The organism is Legionella steigerwaltii, assembly GCF_001468065.1.
Taxonomy (GTDB): Bacteria; Pseudomonadota; Gammaproteobacteria; order Legionellales; family Legionellaceae; genus Legionella; species Legionella steigerwaltii.
The window spans coordinates 17,789-38,241 of record NZ_LNYZ01000014.1 but is presented as its reverse complement, the minus strand read 5'-3'; the positions used below and the strand labels follow the sequence as shown (position 1 = coordinate 38,241).

Below are 20,453 nucleotides of genomic sequence, written 5' to 3'. Positions count from 1 at the left end.
GCAGCGGAACCCGGGATTGAATGCTCAATTCATATCCACAACCCCGGGTTCCGCTGCGCTGCACCCAGGCTACAGATTTGATCTCCAAGAATGAAAACTACGACAGATTTTGTTGAGTAGTAACCTTTTTTCAATAATAATTACAGATTTAATTGCCAAGGTCTTGCTGTTTATGGAAAAATCAAAGTATTAGCGGTTTAATCTAAACAGTGACATCATGGTGATTGATCGTGCCGGTTATCGGTTGAATGTAGGTATTATCCTTGTCAACGCACAGAATAGGGTTTTTTGGGGTAGAAGGACTGGTCATGATGCTTGGCAATTTCCGCAAGGCGGCTTGGCTGCTGGCGAAACATCATTAGAGGCAATGTTTCGGGAATTGCATGAAGAAGTAGGTTTGGATAAGGAAGATGTTGAAGTTATAGGCTCTACAAAGCGCTGGCTTAAATACAGACTTCCTAAACAATATCTGCGTCATGGCAGCGAACCTTTGGTGATTGGACAAAAACAAAAATGGTATTTGATAAAGCTCATTGCCAGTGAGCAAAAAGTCAAACTGGATCTGAGTGACTCACCAGAATTTGACAGCTGGCGTTGGGTTGATTTTCATGAGCCTGAAGGGCAGGTTATTTTTTTTAAACGCCAGGTTTACTCGCAGGCGTTAAAAGAATTAGAACCTTTATTGAAAAAAAATCGTCGTTCTCCTTACGGCATTAAACGAAAGAAGAGATCATAGGGCACAGGGATATAAAATATTAGGGAACGGTTGAATTTGAGCGCAGGTTGAACGAAAATCGCTTTAGAAAAAACGGAGCATAGATCGGTGTTTTTCGAAACGATTTTCGTACAAGATGTGCCAAATATGGCCGTTGACCATTTAGAAAAGAGGTAATCATAGGCATAGATGCTCAAAGTACTTAAGCGGATAGTTCAAGAAGTCACTGCAGCTAAGCAGCTTTCTGAAGCACTTGGCATTTTAGTGCAACAAATTAATAAAGCCATTAATGCAGAGGCCGCTTCCGTTTACCTCATCGATACCAAACACGCCGAATACGTTCTTATCGCAACAGAAGGTTTAAACAAACAAGCACAATTTCGAGTTCGTATTTCCTTTGATAGCGGTCTTGTTGGCCTTGTCGGTCGACGCGAAGAGCCTATTAATCTTGAAGATGCCCCCGCCCATCCTGATTTTTATCATAATCCGTTATTAGGTGAAGAACATTTTAAAGCATTTTTAGGCGTCCCGATTATTCAGCATAGAAAGCTCTATGGTGTTCTCATTGTTCAACAAACAGAACAACGTTATTTCGATGACACGGAAGAATCTTTTTTAATTACTTTAGCGGCTCAACTTGGTGGAATTATCGCTCATGCAGAGGCAACAGGTGAGTTAGCTGAATTAACACAGCCCAAGCCTATGGGTGTTGCCAAAAAAGGAGAAGTCAGCACCGCAGCGCTTGCTGGAATTGGCTCTGTCCCAGGTATTGGGATAGGTACTGCCGTAGTTGTGTATCCGCAGGCAGACATTGATGCCGTACCACTAAATCCTGTCGAGACTTTGGATGAGGAAATTAACGCGTTTTATGAAGCTCTGGAGTCCACTCGTGAAGACATGCACCGTTTAAGCAGACGCATGAAGTCTGTGGTTGGCGAAGAAGAACATGCGCTGTTTGATGTCTATTTACGTATTCTGGATAAAGACAGCCTAGGTGTTGAAGTCGAGCATATCATTCGTAAAGAAAAAATTGGGGCGCAGGCAGCTTTAGCAACGGTAATTAAAAAGCACATAGCACAATTTGAAAATATGGAAGACACCTACCTTCGTGAACGGGCCAGTGATTTCCGTGATTTGGGACGTCGTGTTTTGGCGGCATTACAATGGTCACAACAAGAAGAAATTGTATATCCCAAAAGGACTGTTTTGGTTGGAGAGGAAGTAACTGCTGCGGCGTTAGCTGAGGTTCCTGAAGGATGTCTGGCAGGCGTTATATCAGCCAAAGGCTCTAATAACTCACATGTTGCTATTTTAGCTCGTGCATTAGGTGTTCCCACGGTTATGGGTGTGCGTGGTTTAAAATTAGATTTGATTTCCCGCCGGGCCATTGTTGTTGATGGATATTATGGGCAAGTTTATATTTCACCATCAAAATCCGTACTTGCAGAATTCAAGCTCCTTGAGCAAGAAGAGCAGGCATTAAACCAGAGCTTGATTAGTTTACGAGATAAACCTGCAGAAACTACCGACAACTATAGAATTTCTTTGCAAGTCAACACGGGTTTGGCTATGGACGCTGGTTTATCCATGAGCGTCGGCGCTGAAGGGGTTGGTCTATATCGTTCAGAAGTGCCTTTTATGAGCCGGGATCATTTTCCTTCAGAAGATGAACAAACCATTATTTATCGACAAACACTAAAAGCCTTTTCTCCACGCCCCGTGACCATGCGGACTCTGGATATTGGTGGTGATAAAGTTCTCCCCTATTTTCCTGTAGCAGAAGATAATCCCTATTTAGGGTGGAGAGGAATTCGCGTAACCCTGGATCATCCTGATGTCTTCTTGATGCAAGTCCGTGCGATGATGCGTGCGAGCGAAGAATTGAATAATTTGCGCATCATGTTACCTATGGTCACCAATTTAAGTGAAGTCGAAGAAGCTTCTTATCTTATTGATCAAGCATTTACAGAATTATTAGAAGAAGGTTGTAATATAGAAAAACCAAAGCTAGGTGTCATGATTGAGGTTCCTGCAGCCGCCTATTTGGCACGCGAAATCGCCAAACGAGTTGATTTTATCTCTGTAGGTAGCAACGATTTGACCCAATATTTTCTTGCTGTAGACCGTAATAATGCCCGAGTTGCTGGCCTTTATGATGCCATGCATCCAGCTATGTTGCGTGTTTTACTAAAAGTCGTAGAAGGAGGTCATGCAGCAGGAGTAGAAGTGAGTATTTGTGGCGAAATGGCTAGCGACCCTCTAGCTGTTATTTTATTGGTCGCTATGGGTTTTGATACCCTAAGTATGAACTCTTCTAGTTTACCGCGAGTGAAATGGGTTATTCGTAATTTGGCTATTGCTCATGCGCGTAAAATTCTTGCCGAAGTGTTAGAATTTGAACATCCTGCACAAATACGTTTTCATTTACAAAAGGCACTGGAAGACGAAGGATTAGGCAGTCTCATCAGGGCTGGTAAGTCCTTATGAATAAGAACCTGCTTAAACAATGTAGCCTGGGTGCAGCGCAGCGAAACCCGGGAATCCTAAGCACAGTTAATCCCGGGTTTCACTACGCTGCACCCAGGCTACATTCTATTCTCTTAAAGGCCGGAGATATAAAAGGAACTTAAAAAAATATGCTAACCTTCCCCTACATCAATCCTGTAGCATTTTCCATAGGCCCGATAGAAGTTCATTGGTACGGCTTAATGTATTTGATTGGCTTTGTAAGTGGCTGGTTACTCGCTCATTGGCGTAACAAGCACTATCATCTGGATTGGACTTCGGAACAAATTAGTGATTTGATCTTTTACGCGGCCCTCGGTGTTATTATTGGAGGACGCATCGGCTATATGCTTTTTTATAATTTCCCGGATTTGATGCATGACCCCCTGTCTTTATTTAAAATATGGCAAGGAGGTATGTCGTTCCATGGCGGCTTGCTTGGCGTTGCTGCCGCGCTCTGGTTCTTTTCCTATAAAAGTAAAAAGTCATTCTTGGAAATAGGCGATTTTATTGCGCCACTGGTTCCTATAGGTTTAGGTGCAGGCCGGATTGGTAATTTTATTAACGGTGAATTATGGGGGCGCCCGACCGATATGCCCTGGGGTATGGTATATAGCCATGTTGATAACCAACCTCGTCATCCTTCAGAGCTGTATGAATTTGGTTTGGAAGGAATTGGTTTATTTCTCCTTGTTTGGATCTATGCACGTAAACCTCGTCCTGTTGGCCGGGTATCCGCTGTATTTTTAATGGGATATGCAGTGTGTCGTATCATTGCTGAGTTTTTTCGACAACCCGACCCACAGCTTGGCTATATTGCGTTCGGATGGCTGACTATGGGACAAATTTTATCTATTCCCATGTTATTACTGGGATTTTGGTTATGGTGGCTTAAACGATGAAAACTTATTTGAATTTGTTAGAACATATTTTACAACACGGCGCCAAAAAAACAGACCGAACAGGGACAGGTACCCTATCAGTTTTCGGCTATCAGATGCGATTTGATTTACGCACGGGGTTCCCTTTAGTCACTACCAAAAAATTACATATGCGCAGTATTGTGCATGAATTACTTTGGTTTTTAAAAGGTGATACCAATATTGCGTATTTAAATGAAAATGGGGTCACAATTTGGGACGAATGGGCTGATAGTCATGGAGATTTAGGGCCTATTTATGGCAAACAATGGCGAAATTGGCCAACAGCAGATGGCCGTACGATTGACCAACTCAGCGATATTGTAGAGCAAATCAAAACCAATCCTGACTCACGCCGTTTGCTGGTTAGTGCCTGGAATGTTGGCGAACTGGATCAAATGGCTTTAATGCCTTGTCATGCTTTATTCCAATTTTATGTGGCGGATAAGACGCTTTCTTGTCAATTATATCAACGCTCTGCGGATGTATTTTTGGGTGTTCCTTTTAATATTGCGTCGTATTCGCTACTGACTCACATGGTTGCTCAGCAATGCAATCTCAATGTAGGCGATTTTATATGGACTGGCGGCGATTGCCATTTATATCTCAATCATTTGGAGCAAGCACGCACTCAATTAACCAGAGAACCTTTACCTTTGGCTACTTTAAATATCAAACGCAAACCACAATCCTTATTTGAATATGTTTATGACGATTTTGAGTTTGTAAACTATCAATCGCATCCTGGCATCAAAGCGCCAATTGCGGTTTAAAGTGCTATCGTAGCGAATGTAGCCTGGGTGCAGCGCAGCGGAACCCGGGAACTGTTGGGTTCAATTAAACACGGGTTCCGCTGCGCTGCACCCAGGCTACATTATTTTCAAAAAAGTCTACGGATCTCATCTGGTAAAGGTACCGATTTATTTTGGACATAATCCACCCAAACAATTTTACAAGTACCTTGCGCCATCAGTATTTCATCTTGATATAGATCGTGATCCATCATCATGCTGGAATTCCCAAGACTGTGTATTTTGGAACACAACGTCACTGTTGCAGGATAAATCACTGGTTTTAAAAAAGTGCATCCAACATGAATGACTACAGGACCCGTATTTTCAGTCATGCTGATATTGAGCTCTCTTAACCACTCAATACGTGCCTCCTGAAAATAATCAAAATAACGTGCATTATTTACATGTCCTAGTGCATCCATATCTCCCCAAGCAATGGGAAAAACTTTTTTATGTATTTCGATTTTCGACTCAGCCATTTCTCGATCTCCCTCAAGATAAATCCATAGGATCTACATCCACATTCCAGCGCACACCGTTACTTAATTTATTTCCCATTAACCATTCTCGCAATTGGGTTAAAACGTTTTTTAAGGTTTTCCGTGACGAGGATTTAAGTAACAGTTGCATACGGTATTGATTGGCTTTACGCGGCATAGGAGCAGGCGCGGGCCCCATCACCGTAATGGAATGTTCCAGCATTTGTTCTTTAGCTGCATGTAAAAATTTTAATACACTCCCAGCGACTTTTCCTTGTGCTCTAATTATGGCCAAATAGTGGAAAGGAGGAAGTTGGGCTTGTTGGCGTGTCGTTAATAGTGCATCCGCAAACGAATCATATCCTTGCTGAATCAATAAATTAAGTAAGGGGTGATTGGGTAAATGAGTTTGAATCAAAACTTGACCGTCTTGATCTGCACGCCCTGCACGCCCCGAAACCTGCATTAATAATTGCCCTAAATGCTCTAGGGCACGAAAGTCCTGATTATAGAGTCCAGCATCGGCATCAAGAATAACCACTAAAGAGAGACGTGGAAAATGATGGCCTTTTGCTAACATTTGTGTGCCAACGATTAACTGTGCTTCGCCCTTATGTATTTTATGCAAATGCTCATTTAAAGAATTTTTTTTACGCACTGCATCACGATCGATGCGTACCACATCGGTATTTGGGAAGTAAGTACTTAGAAACTCATGGATGCGCTGGGTACCTGCTCCAACTGGAATTAATTCCATACTATGACAGCTGTGGCAACGCTCTGGTTTTTGTTGGGTTAATCCACAATGATGACAAATCATTTGTCCTAACTGTTTATGCAGAGTTAGATGACTGTCACAGGCACGACAATCGGCCATCCAACCACATTGATGGCATAACAGTACAGGAGCAAAACCGCGACGGTTGATGAATACCAGTACCTGATTTTGTTTGAGCAAATGTTCTTTAATTACTTGTAATGTTGTTGTTGCCAAACCATGTTGGAGTGTTTGGGAGCGTAAATCAATGAGTTGATAGTGTAACGGCGTAATCGAGAGCGCTTTATGGTTCAGACGCAATAAGGTGTATTTCTTTTGCTTCACATTATACATGCTTTCCAGGCTAGGGGTTGCTGAACCTAAAATAATGGGTATGTTGGCCAAATGCGCCCGCATTAGGGCCGCATCGCGAGCAGAGTAACGCACTCCTTCCATTTGCTTTAATGACGCATCATGCTCTTCATCAATTACAATGAGTCCTAAATTAGGCATGGGCGTGAATAGAGCAGCCCGAGTTCCGATCACAATTTGAACCTTGCTTTCCTTTGCTAATTGCCATGCGACCTGGCGCTCTGTTTCATTCAAGCTTGAATGAATTACGGCAATTGGCTGCTTAAAACGTGCCGTGAATCGTGAGACTAATTGCGGTGTTAGTCCAATTTCAGGGACTAAAATCAAAACTTGTTTTTGCTGTTCTAATACTTGGGCAATTACCTGCAAATACACTTCTGTTTTGCCACTCCCTGTAACCCCCTGCAATAAGAAACACTGATATTGATGTAACGCTTCTGTGATTGCAGCCACAGCCACAGCTTGTTCAGGATTAAGTGTTAAAGGAGGTGATAAAGCTTCTGCTTGTTCGGGCAACATGATTTGCTGGGACAAAGAAACAACTTGTGAGGCAAGTAAGTTACACAGCTGGGTGGAATTAAATCCTTTCTCCGTCAAACGATGTTTGGCAACTGGTTCATTTTGGGCATTCAAAAATTCGATAAGCTCCAATTGTTTACGCGCACGTGCAGGGATACGCTTTTTGGCCTCTTCCACCGGCAACGCCAGTTGATAAAAATCCCCCATCGGTAATTGGCATGGTTCTCCCAGTCGATATTTTTTAGGTAACGCCAGGGGTAATACCTCAGACAAAGGCGATTGATAATAATTGGCAATCCATGCGCATAAAGTCAACATTTCTTCATCGATCAAAGATTGGTTATCAATGACCGTGCTGATGCTTTTTAGGGAAGAAACATCTTTCGACGATTTGATTCTACCTAGTACCAACCCTAAACGCGTTTGTTTGCGGAAAGGAACCCAAACACGAGCTCCTATGCATGGATTTAAACCTTCCGCAACATAGTCAAAACCATCTCGATGAGTATGTGGAATGCAGACGTGATAAACAGTCTTCCCATGTTGTGGGTTATCCTGCGGTTTGTTCCAAGACTCCTTAGAATCATCATCAACAAGTTCTAAAGAGGTGTCTGCAGATATTGGCACCGAATTTTTCCCAATAAAATGATCTCGATCGCTTTTATTCATGCACTCTTTGCCATTGATGGCTAGCTGATTGTCCTGGAGCTGAAAACACCTTAACCAAAACGTTCTCAATACGATGTCTGTCTAACTCTGCCCTATCCTTAATCAGTTCATTAACAAACCAACGTGATAGCTCCTCTACTGTAATATTGGTTACTGGTAATAAAGTTACATCTTCTTTAAGAAAAGGAATTTTTTTGTGGTTAAACGTAAAATAATAATATTCCTCATCTTCGGCATATTCCAGAAAAGGCGAGAATTGCGGCATCAGAAAAGTTTGATTCAAATAACGACATAACTTATGGATACGTTCTTTGTAGTAACGATAGTCAAACGTCATCCCATTTTCTTCAACCCAAGTGGTAAGCGCCAAATAAACTCCATACATATGGCCGTGTAGTGGTTCTCTTTCAGTTGCGGAGAAAATAGTAGTGTGGCCAGCAGAAAATTTCATGGACTCTTTTTGTAATTCCACTGTTGTCAGGTATTTTTTTTTGTTCATAAACTCACTCGTTTATCATTTAATAGAAATCCGTTTAAGGAAATTTCCACATTCTTACTCAACGCGATGACTTTAAATAACTCCCCCATTTCACTAGGATGGGTAAGCTGTTTTATCGCCTGTTTGGCTCGAACTTGATCCAACTCATTATCCGACGTATTTAATAAGCTTAGCAAACCGTTAGCCAGCAAAAAAGAGGCTTGGTTCGTAAAACCCGCAATATGAAAACCTGCCTGTTGTCCAGCTTCTGCCACATGCGTAAAATCCACATGCGCAGTAATATCTTGCTCTCCCGGATGCAATAAAGGATCTGGATGACTACGATGTTGATAATGACACATTAAGGTTCCTTGATTACGATCTGGATGATAAAATTCGTGACGAGGAAATCCATAATCGATTAAAAACACCACACCTTGTTTTAACATATGAAAAATATTCAGGATCCAATCATCAATAAAAAGATTCACCTCAGAAAGATAAGGCGCAGCGGGCAGCGATAATCTGTTGTTTATATAATCCAGTAACCGTTGATTCTGACAGGGCTTGAATAGCTCAGTTAATTGCTGCTGTTCATTCAAGGCAACATAACTTTCCATAATGCCTTCTTCAGTTTTCATAAAACGATGTACAGGCATCGCATCCAGGACTTCATTAGCCAGCACCACTCCATTAAAAGGAATTTCTGGCCAGCGATCAAGCCAAGTAACCAGATGGGCTAAATGAGGAATTTTCTGTGCTATAAGTTCACGTTGACGATGCTGTAAATTCGCACTGACCTCTAAAATGTAATAGGCCTCTGGCAAAGCGTGATGCTCTGCCAGATGTTCTAATACAGCGACACAAAGAGCCCCTGAACCCGCACCAAATTCGAATAGAACAGGAGAATCAAGTTTCATAAGCACTTGCTGACATTGATTCGCTAGTGTTTTACCAAATAAGGGGGTTAACTCAGGTGCAGTAATAAAATCACCATGCTTGCCTAATTTTTGCAACCCAGAACTATAATATCCTTCACCAGGAGCGTACAATGCAAGTTGCATGAACTCCACAAAGGGAATCACCTGGCGTTGCGTTAATAGTGCGTGTAGGGTTTGTTTTATGCTCATAGTTAATTACTTAGAAAATTTGTAGCCTGTTGAAACCACTGCCATTTATAATGAAACTTCCCCTCTCCCACAGGCGGGAGAAGGGATTCTTTTTAATTTAATCGCAGTAATCTAAAAAATAGGGAAAATACATTGAATTTGACAAACAAACAAGAAGTGAAGGTTGCTTTAGTCACCGGCGGGGCACGTCGTATTGGTGCTGCAACAGCCAAAAAACTGCATGCGGCAGGATATAAAGTGGTCATTCATTGCCATCATTCATTGTCGGAAGCTCATTCTCTAGCAGCACACTTAAATGAACAACGCCCAAACAGTGCTTTTGTTGTACAAAGGGAGTTAACTGAAACAGGCGCGGCAGAGGGAATCATAACCACAATACAAGATTGGGCTGGACGTTTGGATTTATTAGTCAATAATGCCTCTGTTTTCATTCGTACTGAATTTGCTGCATTTGCTGAAACGGATTGGCATACCCTATTTAATGTTCATGTTAAAGTGCCTTTTTTACTGAGCCTCGCAGCGCGTCCATTATTGGCCAAACAATCAGGGGCTATTATCAATGTGACCGATACCCATGCAGAAAAACCACTGAAAGAATACTCCGCGTACTGTCAAAGCAAAGCCGCCCTGGAAATGCAAACAAAAAGCTTGGCGCGCGAGTTTGCTCCTGAAATTCGGGTGAATGCTGTTGCTCCAGGAGCAATTTCCTGGCCTGAGAATGCCAATACGTTGACCCCAGAACAACAAGAAAAAATTATTGCGAAGACCCCATTAAAAAAACACGGTAATCCCGAATACATTGCCCAGGCCATTTTAGCTTTGGCTGAGAACCCCTATATTACCGGACAAATACTCAAAGTGGATGGAGGAAGAAGTTTACTTGGCTAATTAATCATTAGCTAATTGCTTAATGGAAAAACTTATTTAATAATAGGGAAAACCAACAAGGATGGATTAGTGAATTCATGAAGAAAATAGTAGCCTTTATATTTGTTACCTTGAATATCAGTATGGTACAGGCTGGTAGCATGGGAATAATAAAACCTTCTTGTGACCCTGATAATGTCACCGTTCCCTGTCCATGCAATGCATGGGAAATAGGCATTAGTGCTTTATATTTACAACCAAACACTAATTCAGACCTGCTAAATCCTACATTGACTATAAATCATTTCGAAACTGATGGCACAACTACCAAAACGTTCAATACTATTAAATCCTCTTGGGATTGGGGGTTTTTGCTGGAAGGAGGCTATCATTTTAACACAGGAAATGACCTTAATGTAAATTGGTTGCACTTTAGAGGAAATCATTCCAGTAGTATCCTTACCAACATAAATGAAAACCCAGCTGTAAACCCATTTATAGCAGATATTACTACTAATTTGAGATTTGACACTTATTTTGATGCGGTCAATCTTGAATTGGCACAAAGCAGCTCCTTTGGTGAAAACACAAATATTCGCTTTTATGGCGGGGGACAATATGTCAACTCCAAGATTAAACGTGCGGAGTATGATTTTGAAAATGTCATTTTCTTCCCACCTAATACACTTGTTCAAGAAGCAGTAGCGCATACGAAATTCCAAGGTGCAGGCCCTCGTGTAGGGATAGACATGGCTCATAACCTGAACCATGGTTTTGCTGTATTTGCTCAAAGTGCTACAGCCATACTCCTTGGCGAAAGAAAAGCAAAATTATCAGGGGCCAATATAAGCGGACCCAATGTTTTTCCTTTTAGCGCGCAAGCCAAAGGCACCCATATCGTTCCCGAATTGGAAGCAAAATTAGGGTTAAGCTATCAATGGGGTAGCTGCATTAGCGGACAGCTTACCTTAATGGGCGGTTGGATGTGGCAACATTATTTTGATATGTTTCTTCTTCCTCCCGGAGGAAACTCTAATCCTGCAACAGTTGTAACTCAGAATGATTTCTCTCTGGATGGTCCTTTTATCAAAGCTAAATGGCTTTCTTGATGTTAAAGTCCTTTGCACTTGGCTTATCCAATCATCCGTGTGCCGCGGGTTATCCGCGGCATCCCATGAAGGGACATCAAAATTGGCTTTCACAGACAAGCCACGGCACATAGGTAGGGGGTGAGCTATTACGTCGTGTCTTCATAAAATAGTAGGAGCCCTATTTTTCTTTCTGCTGATCGCATCGTTTTTGTTTAAAGGAACAAGCGATTATTCAATTATACTGGTCAGCTACAGCATAATGCTTGTTGCTTTAGTTAGTTCTATTTCCTTTTCTTGGCCTCCAAAATTAATCCAATGCGCCACATTAACGTTTTGGCTCGTTATCTGGCTTGTCTGGACGACTCTTCCACCTCTGCTGGGCATAGTTCCTAACACTGCTTTTTTCGGCATTTTCCAATGCTCAGCCTGGATATTTGGATTTTTTTTAGTGACGCAAACCCCTCTCACTGAATGGTTATGGCAAAATTTACTAAGATTGCTCTGGATATTAGGCTTGGTTTGTGCGGCTTATGCTCTAACTCAACTCTTGGTTAGAAATGCAATGCCTGCTGGATTTTTTGCAAGTAAAAATACTGCCGCAGCCTTTTTAATGGCGGTTAACCTCTTATTAATGGGGAAATTTTTTACGTTAAATCATCCTAAATTAAATGGAATGAATCAATCCAAGGTACAAAAAACAATTCATACAACTTTTCTTTTAATCAGTATTTACATTATCACTATTGCTTTATTTGCCGCCTTAAGCCGCGGTGTTATCCTTTGCTTTCTTTTCTTTACCGCGCTAGAGATCGTTTTATGTCGCCACGTGATAAAAATAAAAAATATTTATCAGTTGTTGGCAATTCTCGTTCTTGCTTTAGGTACATTGTATCTATTGGCTCAACCTGCCATACAACACAGGCTGGATTTACTTGCGCATGAGAAATCACGTCTTGTTATTTGGCAAGGTGCGTGGCACTTATGGCAAGTAACCCCCTGGTATGGTCTAGGCATTTTCAATTTTAAACAGTATTACCCCGCGTTTAGTTTGCCGGGCGACGGCTCTAATCTCGAATATGCTCACAACGACTTTTTACAATTATTGATTGAAGCAGGAGTTCCAGGCATCATTATTCTGCTTGGAATTATAGTGACTTGCATCACTTATTTAAGGCACTACTTAAGCCGCCAAGATAAGGACCCTATAGCCTGTATCCAGGGTATGGCCTGTTTTACTGCATTAGGTGCTTTGGTTTGCCATAGCTTTATTGATTTTAATTTCTATGTATTTCCCATGAATCTCCTCATGGGATGTTGTTTGGGGTATCTTTATTATTTCTTTAAAAAAGAAGGCTGTATTAGATTTTATTCATTGTCTTCAGGCAAAAGCATTTGGATTCTACAAAGTAGCCTAATGGTATTTCTCTTGCTCATGGGCAGTTACTTTATTCGCTTTTTAATCTTAGAACACTATATTGGAAAAACTGAGGCCGCGATCCAGGCAAAACAATTTCATAAGGCGATTAATTATAGCAACCATGCATTAAAGTCATTTCATTTTGTTGAAATTCTAAGTCTCCAAATAGATGCTTATTTGCAATTGATCCAACATGCACCATCGGATCACCTGCGTCATTACTGGACGGAAAAAGCGATGACTGCTATTAATCAAGCAATGGCAATGAACCCCTACTTTGCCCATTCTTACTTTCAAATGGCATTGTTGCAAAGCTTAGTCTTTAATAAGCCTCAGGAAGCAAAAAAATATTTTCTTAAAACGTTAAAAAATAATCCACATTTTTGTTTAGCTCGAATTACTTTTGCCCGATTTTTAATCGAGCAAAATGAACTGCAGCTCGCGCAGAGAGTTTTGGAGGCTGGTCTTCATTATCCTATCCCTCCAGAATATATAGAGCTTTATCTGAATTATCTGGCCAAACTTCGTTTTCAAAACGGCAATCAAGAAGGAGCTAAGCAAGTAGCTGAGCGATTACAACATCTCATTGTTTATAATCAAGATTATAGTGATCTAGCCTAAATTGTTCCTCGGTTTAAATATGATTGTAGCCTGGGTGCAGCACAGCGGAACCCGGGAGATGGGAAATAATCACCCTCAGGAAACCCGGGTTCCGGCTTCGCCTTCACTGAGGCTATGATGCCAAGATTGGGATAATTTAATTATAGTTTATGAAAAAGAAGATTGTAAAAAACAATGAACTTCAGCTAAAGAACCCAATTGATAAAACCTATTTAATAGTGACTCACCAAGTCTTTTACCAAAATAATAACGAATTAAAGACTTGCTTTGCAAAACTGCCTTATACTCATCTTCCAGGCTAGCCAATCCTTGCAAATGGGTCATAAACAGACTGATTTTTTCCGCGACACTTACCGCGATACTCTGCTGCTCCAATAGCTCCTGATAAAGCCAAGGCTTGCCACTTCCAGCTCGCGATATCATGTAAGCGTCACAACCGCTTAATTCTATTGCTCTTTGTAAACTGGCAACATCATGAATATCGCCATTGGCAATCACGGGAATAGAAAGGCCTTGTTTGATTTGTGCAATTTGCTGCAAATCAGAAGCAACATTATAATCATCAATCCAACGCCGACCATGTACAATCAATGCATCAGCACCTGCTTCTTCGATTTTTTTCGCCAGCAAAAGATCCTGTTCATTGCCTTGAATGCGAATTTTTATAGTTAAAGGGATAGTAATTGCGGCGCGTACTTCTTTAATAATTCGCGCCAATTGCTCTGGAACCTCTAGCAAGGCACTTCCCGCACCTTTTTTACGTATTTTAGGTTTTGGACAACCACAATTTATATCGATAATATCCGCCCCCTTAAGCTGTAACTGTTGTGCTGCCTGTGCCAATACGTGCGGTTCTGTGCCTGCAATTTGATAAGCAAGGATCTGCTCCTGTGGCGCACGGTAAACATAACGTGAACTTGCTAGGTGTCTATGCAGGATGTCGGTTGCAGAACTCATTTCGGTAACACAATATGCAGGGGACACATATCGATTAAATAAGGTTCTGAATGGTGCACAACTATAACCTGCCAAAGGGCCTTGAATTAATCGATTGGGCAGAATCAGGGTACCTATTTTCCAAGAACTGTTAATAAAAGCGTGCATCAATTTATTTCATGGATATAATGAGGGCCTATTTTAACATACTTAAAACCTAGAAAAGAATCAAATAGGAAAATCCCTTCATGGACAAACGTTATTTATCTCCTTTGGAAATGCTCAATATCGCAACACAACATGCCTATGCTGCTGATTATCTATTACAACAAATCACAGATTGGACATTTCGACAAGCCGATCCGCTTACCGTATTAACTCCTGTGACTTCGCTAATGTACCAAGCCTTTGTCTTGACATTAAAAGCCTATTGCTTGCATGAACACCGACCAATTAAAGAACATAAGAAACTTATGGAGTTAGTTGAATTAAATAGCCATTTGGGTTTTTCTCGCCAAGAAATTGTTTTATTAAAAACCTTAGCAAAACAACAGGTTTTTCTTAAGGGAACAGATTATGATTTATGGGAAAATCAGCAACAGCTTCATGTTTTTTGTGAAGAAATTCTTTCTTTCTATCAAAAATTACAAACGATGATGCCGTTAGAACTTCATCCAGACTATCAACAATAATCAATATCGTAGCCTGGGTGAAGCAAAGCGAAACCCGGGTTACGGCCTCGCCTTCACCCAGGCTACAATTATGAAACATCCTCAGAATTGGAAAAACCCCCGAATCAAACCATTTTTGGACAAATATTAAACAAAAATCATTCACAGTACTTGGCATCGCGTACAATTCACGCTAGGATAAGTTCTCTTTATTTTATTCTATTCGATGTTATTTTTTTATTAAGGTAGAAGCTATGGAGCAGGTAGAAGGCAATAAGACTGGAAATGCTGTGCAGCACCAAATATTACAGTTAAGTCATCGCTTAAATTCGCAAATCTTAGGCCAAAATGGATTAATTTCACGTTTACTCATTGCGTTACTTGCTGATGGCCATTTATTGGTAGAAGGCGCACCTGGATTAGCAAAAACTCGAGCGGTTAAAGAATTGTCTGATGGGGTCGAAGGTAATTTTCATCGCATCCAATTCACCCCTGATTTATTACCTGGCGATTTAACCGGTACAGATGTATATCACCCACAAAATGGTTCTTTTGTGTTTCAACCCGGCCCCATATTCCATCATTTACTTTTAGCCGATGAAATTAACCGTGCCCCAGCAAAAGTACAATCTGCATTACTTGAGGCAATGGCAGAAAGACAAGTTACTATAGGTGGAAAGACCTATCCCTTGCCCGAATTATTTTTAGTCATGGCGACACAAAACCCCATTGAACAAGAAGGAACTTATCCTTTGCCTGAAGCCCAATTGGATCGATTTTTAATGTATGTAAAAATTAGTTATCCTGATGCCAAAATCGAACACGATATTTTAGCCCTATCACGCAAAGAAGCTTTAGGCGCAGCTATGGCCACCAAATCACCGGTATCAGAGAAATTATCACAAAAAACATTATTTGAAGCGCGTAAACAAGTACTTAATGTGCATACAAGCGAAGCATTAGAGAATTATCTCGTCCAATTGGTAGTAGCGACACGCAATCCCGGTGTGTATAGCGAAGAATTAGGTCGTTGGTTACGTTTTGGCGCCAGTCCTCGTGCTACGATTGCTTTGGATCGCTGCTCCAAAGCTCATGCTTGGCTTTCTGGAAGAGATTATGTCACTCCAGATGACATTCACGTAATTGCTCATGATGTATTACGTCATCGAATTTTATTAAGTTTTGAAGCTGAGGCGGAAGGAATTAATAGTGATGATTTTATTGACTCCTTATTACGTTTAGTTGCTGTTCCGTAGCCTGGGTGAAGCGCAGCGGAACCCGGGTTCCGGCTTGTGCCTTCACCCAGGCTACATGATTGAAGGATTCGACCCCATCTACACAGCATATGAGGTATACGAGGTTTTTATGGTTAATGGCGTTATTGCAGAATTAAATGAATTGATTGACTTAAGGCGCTATGTTCAATCCGTTTATTATCACCCCGAAGGTAAAGCAATACGATCCGGCAATCATTTATCCAAATTACGTGGTCGTGGCATGGATTTTGCCGAAGTAAGAAATTATCAGGCTGGTGATGAAATACGTCATATGGAATGGCGTGTTACTGCGCGTACCGGTAGACCTCATGTCAAAATTTATCAGGAAGAACGCGAAAGACCCGTGGTCATCCTCACAGACTTTAATCCTTCAATGATTTTTGGTACCCGCATTGCGTTTAAATCAGTAATTGCCGCTCGACTAGCAGCGCTTCTTGCCTGGACCGTGATCAAGGAAGGCGATAGAGTGGGTGGCGTATTCTTCTCAGCCACTGATCACAGTGAATTTACTCCTCGTAGTCGTGATATGGGAGTACTGCCTATGTTATCCTCTTTAAGTCGATATACTGATCAGACTGATGAACAAAGAGAAGCCCAGCCAAGACTGCTTAGCGATGCATTGGCACGCTTACGGCGCGTCGTGAGACCAGGGAGCATCCTGGTTCTAATCAGTGATTTTTACTCTATGGACAGTGAATGTGAAAAGCATTTAAAGCGGTTACGTTACCATAATGACATACTGGCTTATCATGTTTGTGATCGAGTGGAACTTTCTCCACCTAAACCACAGCAATATGCCATGACGAATGGACAGCAAGAAATAATACTCGATACCAGCCTACATTCAGTGAGCACCGCTTATGAGCAATATTGCCAGCAACGCATAGATCACTTGCAGAATCAATTACGACGTTTATACATTCAGTATGTTCAAGTTACAGCAGATATTGATTTAGCCCAATTGGTGCGTCAAACCTTTCCTAGGAGGTCTCGTGGCTAACACTGATCCCTTAGCACAGTTAAAAGACATACACCTTCCTTCACCCATTGGTTGGTGGCCATTGGCTCCTGGTTGGTATATGCTGATGGGTTTTGTTCTCTTTTTAGCAATCGTACTCGCTTATGGTGCTTATAAAAGATATCGTCATGCTTTGGCTAAGAAACAAGCGTTACTTTTGTTAAGTGACTATCAAAAAAACTATGAAAAAGAACAGAATAGCTCCTTAACCAGTGCGAATATTTCAGAATTGTTACGTCGAGTTGCCCTTGTTTACTATCCAAGAGAGCGCGTTGCAAGTTTGCATGGAGAAGAGTGGCTTAAATTTTTAAATGAAACAAGCAAAGGAATTGATTTTAATTTGGTAAAAGACATGTTGTTAGAGGCTCCCTTTAAAACAGGGGAACCCATTGATCTCAAACCATTGTTCAGCACAGCACAACTCTGGATTAAACAAAGGAGCGTGCCATGTTCGAATTAGCCAATCCTTGGATGCTAATACTCTTACCTATACCCTTGCTCCTCTGGTTTTTAATACCAAGAGCCAAAGTACACTTGCCTGCTGCATTGAAAGTACCGTTCTTTACGGCCATGATCCACATTGCGGATCAAGAAAAACGTTCCGTTTCAGCACAATCTTCACTAATCGTTCCAGCTGTGGTGTGGTTATTACTAGTTATTGCGTTAGCTGGTCCTCGCTGGATTGGTCCTCCCAAACCCATTGAACGTGAAGGATTCAACATTATGTTGGCTTTAGACTTATCTGGCAGTATGGAAATTCCTGATATGCTCCTGCATGGAAGACCGGTAAGCCGTTTAAGTGTAGTAAAAAGTGCTGCTGAGCAATTTGTACGCGATCGTTCCGGAGACAAAATTGGTCTGATCCTCTTCGGGACGCGTGCTTATTTACAAACACCGCTCACTTATGATCGGCATACTATTCTTTTACGTCTGGAAGATGCCACCGCAGGGCTTGCAGGTAAAACCACCTCCATTGGTGATGCCGTTGGTCTTGCTGTAAAACGGTTGAATGACGTACCTAAAGAAGGAAGGATTCTTATTTTATTGACGGATGGGGCAAATAATTCAGGCGTGCTCGCGCCGCTAAAAGCAGCTGAATTAGCCAAAGAGGAAGGAATTAAAATCTATACCATAGGCTTGGGATCTGAAGCAGAATCGAGAGCCTTAGTTGGCGATTTTATTATGCAAAATGCTTCAGCAGATTTGGATGAGGAAACCTTACAAAAAATGTCTGATATGACTGGGGGTCGCTATTTCCGTGCTACAGATACTGAAACATTACATTCTATTTATAAAACAATTAACGAGTTGGAGACCGTAAGTCAGGAACAAGCGACCGTTCGCCCACAAAAAGAATATTATCCATGGTTTGTTGGTGTTGCATTATTACTTTGTTTCTCTTGGTTGATTGGCAAAGCTGATTTGACCTTGAAAGTAAACTCTGTGGTACCAGGTCGGGGGGCATTAAAATCATGATTGCAGATTTTCATTTTTTAAGGCCTTGGTGGCTTTTGATGATTTTGCCTTTATTAGGATTGATTTTGTTTTTATGGCGACAAAAACCTAAATTGCATGCTTGGTCAGAAGTTTGTGATTCCCATTTACTCAGTCATTTACTGCAAAAAAAAGGACAAGGACGGCGTATGGGTTCCATGGTCTGTCTGTTTTTAAGTATTCTATTTATGATTTTGAGCATCGCCGGTCCTGTCTGGTATAAGCTGCCCGTAGCTACCTATAAACAAATACAACCTAGAGTTTTAGTTTTAGATATGTCAGACAATATGATGGCTAACGATTTAACGCCCAATCGGCTAAGTCGCGCTAAATTTAAGTTGCATGATTTATTTGCTCACAAAGATGTGGGCCAATTTGGTCTTATAGCCTTTACCGGTGAACCTTTTGTTGTTTCGCCACTTACTGATGATGGACAAACTATTTCATCCTTACTTTCTTCTCTAACTCCAGATGTCATGCCCGTAACTGGGCAAAATCTTGATAGTGCCTTGAATGAAGCCAGTAACTTAATCAAACAAGCAGGTTACAACCAAGGACAAATTTTGGTATTAACCGCAGATACCCCCTCTAATGAAGCAATTGCCCTAGCGAAGAAATTAGCCGAATCAGGCATTTATTCGTCCATTATGCCGGTTAAAGCAGATAAGAATCTAAATCCATTATTCAGCCGTTTTGCTGATGCAGGTGGAGGACAATTGGTACAATATACCCCAGATTCAAATGACTTAGATCAATGGCTCAATTCAAGTAATAGTAATGAGTTTGCTTTAAGTACAGACGATGACATACCACTTTGGCGCGACGAAGGACGCTGGTTTTTAATACCTGCGTTGCTGTTACTTTTGCCTGTATTTCGGCGTGGTTGGATACAGAGGATCGTTGTATGATGCGTTACTTTATTCTTTTATTCATCTCACTTTTGTCTTTAACGACCCATGCTTTTAGTTGGCAAGACTTATGGTCCACTCCAGATCAACAAGGGCGAGACTTAATGGCAAAAAATCAATTTAAACAAGCCAAGGAAACATTTACACGGAGTGATTGGGCCGCTGCTGCGGCATATCGTGCTGGCGATTACCAAAAAGCTGCTGAGTTGTATCAAGAATTAAAAAATGAACAAGGCTATTACAACCAAGGTAACGCCCTAGCACATACGGGACAATACGAAGAGGCAATTAAAGCCTACAATAAAGCTCTAGCACTCAATTCAACAAATCAGGATGCGCTTTATAATCGTAAGCTGGTTGAAGAGCTTTTAAAAAAAGATAAAGAAAAAAAGCAAAACAAAGATCAGCAAAACAAAGAGCAACAAAACAAAGATCAGCAAAACAAAGATCAGCAAAACAAAGATCAACAAAACAAAGATCAGCAAAACAAAGATCAACAAAACAAAGATCAGCAAAACAAAGATCAGCAAAACAAAGATCAGCAAAACAAAGATCAGCAAAACAAAGATCAGCAAAACAAAGATCAACAAAACAAAGATCAACAAAACAAAGATCAACAAAACAAAGATCAACAAAACAAAGATCAACAAAACAAAGAGCAGCAAAACAAAGATCAACAAAACAAAGATCAACAAAACAAAGATCAACAAAACAAAGAGCAGCAAAACAAAGAAAATAATAACCAGAACAATAGCGAAGCTCAATCTGAAGCGGAGCGGGAAAAACAACAAGCAAAAGAACAGTGGTTACGTTTG

The 20,453-nt window shown here is 41.1% G+C and carries 20 protein-coding genes and 1 pseudogene; 14 read left to right on the top strand and 7 right to left on the bottom strand.

All coding sequences use genetic code 11. The annotated features are described in order from the left end of the window. Nucleotides 1-217: 217 nt before the first annotated feature. The 4 genes from Lstg_RS10990 to thyA all read left to right on the top strand — a co-directional run bounded on the left by Lstg_RS10990 (nt 218) and on the right by thyA (nt 4,913). On the top strand, nt 218-736 hold the full coding sequence (locus Lstg_RS10990) for an RNA pyrophosphohydrolase (RefSeq protein WP_058477729.1): 519 nt from the start codon (nt 218-220) through the stop codon (nt 734-736). Nucleotides 737-904: 168 nt separating this feature from the next. After that, the gene (ptsP, locus tag Lstg_RS10985) at nt 905-3,202 is read left to right on the top strand and encodes a phosphoenolpyruvate--protein phosphotransferase (protein ID WP_058477728.1); all 2,298 of its coding nucleotides are present in this window, start codon (nt 905-907) and stop codon (nt 3,200-3,202) included. A 149-nt stretch (nt 3,203-3,351) separates the two neighbouring features. Beyond that, entirely contained in the window at nt 3,352-4,122 is a 771-nt protein-coding gene (gene lgt / locus Lstg_RS10980; RefSeq protein WP_058477727.1) for a prolipoprotein diacylglyceryl transferase, read from the top strand. Beyond that, nucleotides 4,119-4,913, top strand: coding sequence for a thymidylate synthase (gene thyA / locus Lstg_RS10975; RefSeq protein WP_058477726.1), 795 nt, complete (start codon nt 4,119-4,121; stop codon nt 4,911-4,913). The genes lgt and thyA overlap by 4 nt, the downstream gene beginning before the upstream one ends. A gap of 107 nt (nt 4,914-5,020) precedes the next feature. Here the strand turns inward: thyA and Lstg_RS10970 are convergent, their stop codons facing one another. Genes Lstg_RS10970 through Lstg_RS10955 form a run of 4 tightly spaced genes read right to left on the bottom strand, consistent with a single transcriptional unit; the run spans nt 5,021 to nt 9,338 of the window. Beyond that, nucleotides 5,021-5,413, bottom strand: a complete 393-nt coding sequence (locus tag Lstg_RS10970) for an acyl-CoA thioesterase (RefSeq protein WP_058477725.1) — start codon at nt 5,411-5,413, stop codon at nt 5,021-5,023. 13 nt (nt 5,414-5,426) lie between these two features. Continuing rightward, nucleotides 5,427-7,730: a primosomal protein N' gene (locus tag Lstg_RS10965; protein ID WP_058477724.1), complete on the bottom strand. Its 2,304-nt coding sequence runs from the start codon at nt 7,728-7,730 to the stop codon at nt 5,427-5,429. After that, complete coding sequence (locus tag Lstg_RS10960) at nt 7,723-8,229, bottom strand: 6-pyruvoyl trahydropterin synthase family protein (protein WP_058477723.1); 507 nt, start codon at nt 8,227-8,229, stop codon at nt 7,723-7,725. The genes Lstg_RS10965 and Lstg_RS10960 overlap by 8 nt, the downstream gene beginning before the upstream one ends. After that, on the bottom strand, nt 8,226-9,338 hold the full coding sequence (locus tag Lstg_RS10955) for a class I SAM-dependent methyltransferase (RefSeq protein ID WP_058477722.1): 1,113 nt from the start codon (nt 9,336-9,338) through the stop codon (nt 8,226-8,228). Before Lstg_RS10955 ends, Lstg_RS10960 begins: the two co-directional genes overlap by 4 nt. A 132-nt stretch (nt 9,339-9,470) precedes the next feature. Here Lstg_RS10955 and Lstg_RS10950 point away from each other — a divergent pair, with 132 nt between their 5' ends. Further along, nucleotides 9,471-10,226, top strand: coding sequence for a pteridine reductase (locus Lstg_RS10950; protein WP_058477721.1), 756 nt, complete (start codon nt 9,471-9,473; stop codon nt 10,224-10,226). Nucleotides 10,227-10,303: 77 nt separating this feature from the next. Beyond that, the gene (locus Lstg_RS10945) at nt 10,304-11,314 is read left to right on the top strand and encodes an Lpg1974 family pore-forming outer membrane protein (protein ID WP_058477720.1); all 1,011 of its coding nucleotides are present in this window, start codon (nt 10,304-10,306) and stop codon (nt 11,312-11,314) included. Nucleotides 11,315-11,545: 231 nt separating this feature from the next. Here the strand turns inward: Lstg_RS10945 and Lstg_RS17990 are convergent, their stop codons facing one another. After that, nucleotides 11,546-11,707 (bottom strand): hypothetical protein, encoded by a 162-nt coding sequence (locus Lstg_RS17990; RefSeq protein ID WP_238585414.1) that lies wholly within the window; start codon nt 11,705-11,707, stop codon nt 11,546-11,548. Between the two features lie 37 nt (nt 11,708-11,744). Here Lstg_RS17990 and Lstg_RS10940 point away from each other — a divergent pair, with 37 nt between their 5' ends. Further along, a complete protein-coding gene (locus Lstg_RS10940) occupies nt 11,745-13,334 on the top strand; it encodes an O-antigen ligase family protein (RefSeq protein ID WP_238585413.1) in 1,590 nt (529 codons plus the stop codon). Nucleotides 13,335-13,481: 147 nt separating this feature from the next. Here Lstg_RS10940 and Lstg_RS10935 read toward each other — a convergent pair whose 3' ends face one another. Next, on the bottom strand, nt 13,482-14,438 hold the full coding sequence (locus Lstg_RS10935) for a tRNA dihydrouridine synthase (protein ID WP_058477718.1): 957 nt from the start codon (nt 14,436-14,438) through the stop codon (nt 13,482-13,484). Between the two features lie 80 nt (nt 14,439-14,518). Here Lstg_RS10935 and Lstg_RS10930 point away from each other — a divergent pair, with 80 nt between their 5' ends. The 7 genes and pseudogenes from Lstg_RS10930 to Lstg_RS18190 all read left to right on the top strand — a co-directional run. Beyond that, on the top strand, nt 14,519-14,962 hold the full coding sequence (locus Lstg_RS10930) for a hypothetical protein (protein WP_058477717.1): 444 nt from the start codon (nt 14,519-14,521) through the stop codon (nt 14,960-14,962). Nucleotides 14,963-15,195: 233 nt separating this feature from the next. After that, the gene (locus Lstg_RS10925; protein WP_058477716.1) at nt 15,196-16,197 is read left to right on the top strand and encodes an AAA family ATPase; all 1,002 of its coding nucleotides are present in this window, start codon (nt 15,196-15,198) and stop codon (nt 16,195-16,197) included. A 109-nt stretch (nt 16,198-16,306) separates the two neighbouring features. Further along, a complete protein-coding gene (locus Lstg_RS10920) occupies nt 16,307-17,218 on the top strand; it encodes a DUF58 domain-containing protein (protein WP_058477715.1) in 912 nt (303 codons plus the stop codon). Continuing rightward, complete coding sequence (locus Lstg_RS10915; RefSeq protein ID WP_058477714.1) at nt 17,211-17,696, top strand: DUF4381 domain-containing protein; 486 nt, start codon at nt 17,211-17,213, stop codon at nt 17,694-17,696. Before Lstg_RS10920 ends, Lstg_RS10915 begins: the two co-directional genes overlap by 8 nt. Then, complete coding sequence (locus Lstg_RS10910; protein ID WP_058477713.1) at nt 17,684-18,712, top strand: vWA domain-containing protein; 1,029 nt, start codon at nt 17,684-17,686, stop codon at nt 18,710-18,712. Before Lstg_RS10915 ends, Lstg_RS10910 begins: the two co-directional genes overlap by 13 nt. After that, nucleotides 18,709-19,638: a vWA domain-containing protein gene (locus Lstg_RS10905; RefSeq protein WP_058477712.1), complete on the top strand. Its 930-nt coding sequence runs from the start codon at nt 18,709-18,711 to the stop codon at nt 19,636-19,638. The genes Lstg_RS10910 and Lstg_RS10905 overlap by 4 nt, the downstream gene beginning before the upstream one ends. Beyond that, nucleotides 19,635-19,940, top strand: a pseudogene (locus Lstg_RS18190) (tetratricopeptide repeat protein); the annotation flags it as partial. The gene Lstg_RS10905 and the pseudogene Lstg_RS18190, both read left to right, overlap by 4 nt. A gap of 13 nt (nt 19,941-19,953) precedes the next feature. Here Lstg_RS18190 and Lstg_RS18185 read toward each other — a convergent pair. Further along, complete coding sequence (locus Lstg_RS18185; protein ID WP_420798092.1) at nt 19,954-20,433, bottom strand: pentapeptide repeat-containing protein; 480 nt, start codon at nt 20,431-20,433, stop codon at nt 19,954-19,956. Between the last annotated feature and the right edge of the window lie 20 nt (nt 20,434-20,453).

Bases quoted from the DNA above. Each gene is read 5' to 3' on its own strand.
- Lstg_RS10930 (WP_058477717.1), top strand. From the start codon at position 14,519: ATGGACAAACGTTATTTATCTCCTTTGGAAATGCTCAATATCGCAACA.
- Lstg_RS10910 (WP_058477713.1), top strand. From the start codon at position 17,684: ATGTTCGAATTAGCCAATCCTTGGATGCTAATACTCTTACCTATACCC.
- Lstg_RS10990 (WP_058477729.1), top strand. From the start codon at position 218: ATGGTGATTGATCGTGCCGGTTATCGGTTGAATGTAGGTATTATCCTT.
- Lstg_RS10965 (WP_058477724.1), bottom strand. From the start codon at position 7,730: ATGAATAAAAGCGATCGAGATCATTTTATTGGGAAAAATTCGGTGCCA.
- thyA (WP_058477726.1), top strand. From the start codon at position 4,119: ATGAAAACTTATTTGAATTTGTTAGAACATATTTTACAACACGGCGCC.
- Lstg_RS10945 (WP_058477720.1), top strand. From the start codon at position 10,304: ATGAAGAAAATAGTAGCCTTTATATTTGTTACCTTGAATATCAGTATG.
- Lstg_RS10925 (WP_058477716.1), top strand. From the start codon at position 15,196: ATGGAGCAGGTAGAAGGCAATAAGACTGGAAATGCTGTGCAGCACCAA.
- Lstg_RS10955 (WP_058477722.1), bottom strand. From the start codon at position 9,338: ATGAGCATAAAACAAACCCTACACGCACTATTAACGCAACGCCAGGTG.
- Lstg_RS10935 (WP_058477718.1), bottom strand. From the start codon at position 14,438: ATGCACGCTTTTATTAACAGTTCTTGGAAAATAGGTACCCTGATTCTG.
- ptsP (WP_058477728.1), top strand. From the start codon at position 905: ATGCTCAAAGTACTTAAGCGGATAGTTCAAGAAGTCACTGCAGCTAAG.
- Lstg_RS17990 (WP_238585414.1), bottom strand. From the start codon at position 11,707: ATGCCGAAAAAAGCAGTGTTAGGAACTATGCCCAGCAGAGGTGGAAGA.
- Lstg_RS10920 (WP_058477715.1), top strand. From the start codon at position 16,307: ATGGTTAATGGCGTTATTGCAGAATTAAATGAATTGATTGACTTAAGG.
- lgt (WP_058477727.1), top strand. From the start codon at position 3,352: ATGCTAACCTTCCCCTACATCAATCCTGTAGCATTTTCCATAGGCCCG.
- Lstg_RS10970 (WP_058477725.1), bottom strand. From the start codon at position 5,413: ATGGCTGAGTCGAAAATCGAAATACATAAAAAAGTTTTTCCCATTGCT.
- Lstg_RS10905 (WP_058477712.1), top strand. From the start codon at position 18,709: ATGATTGCAGATTTTCATTTTTTAAGGCCTTGGTGGCTTTTGATGATT.
- Lstg_RS10960 (WP_058477723.1), bottom strand. From the start codon at position 8,229: ATGAACAAAAAAAAATACCTGACAACAGTGGAATTACAAAAAGAGTCC.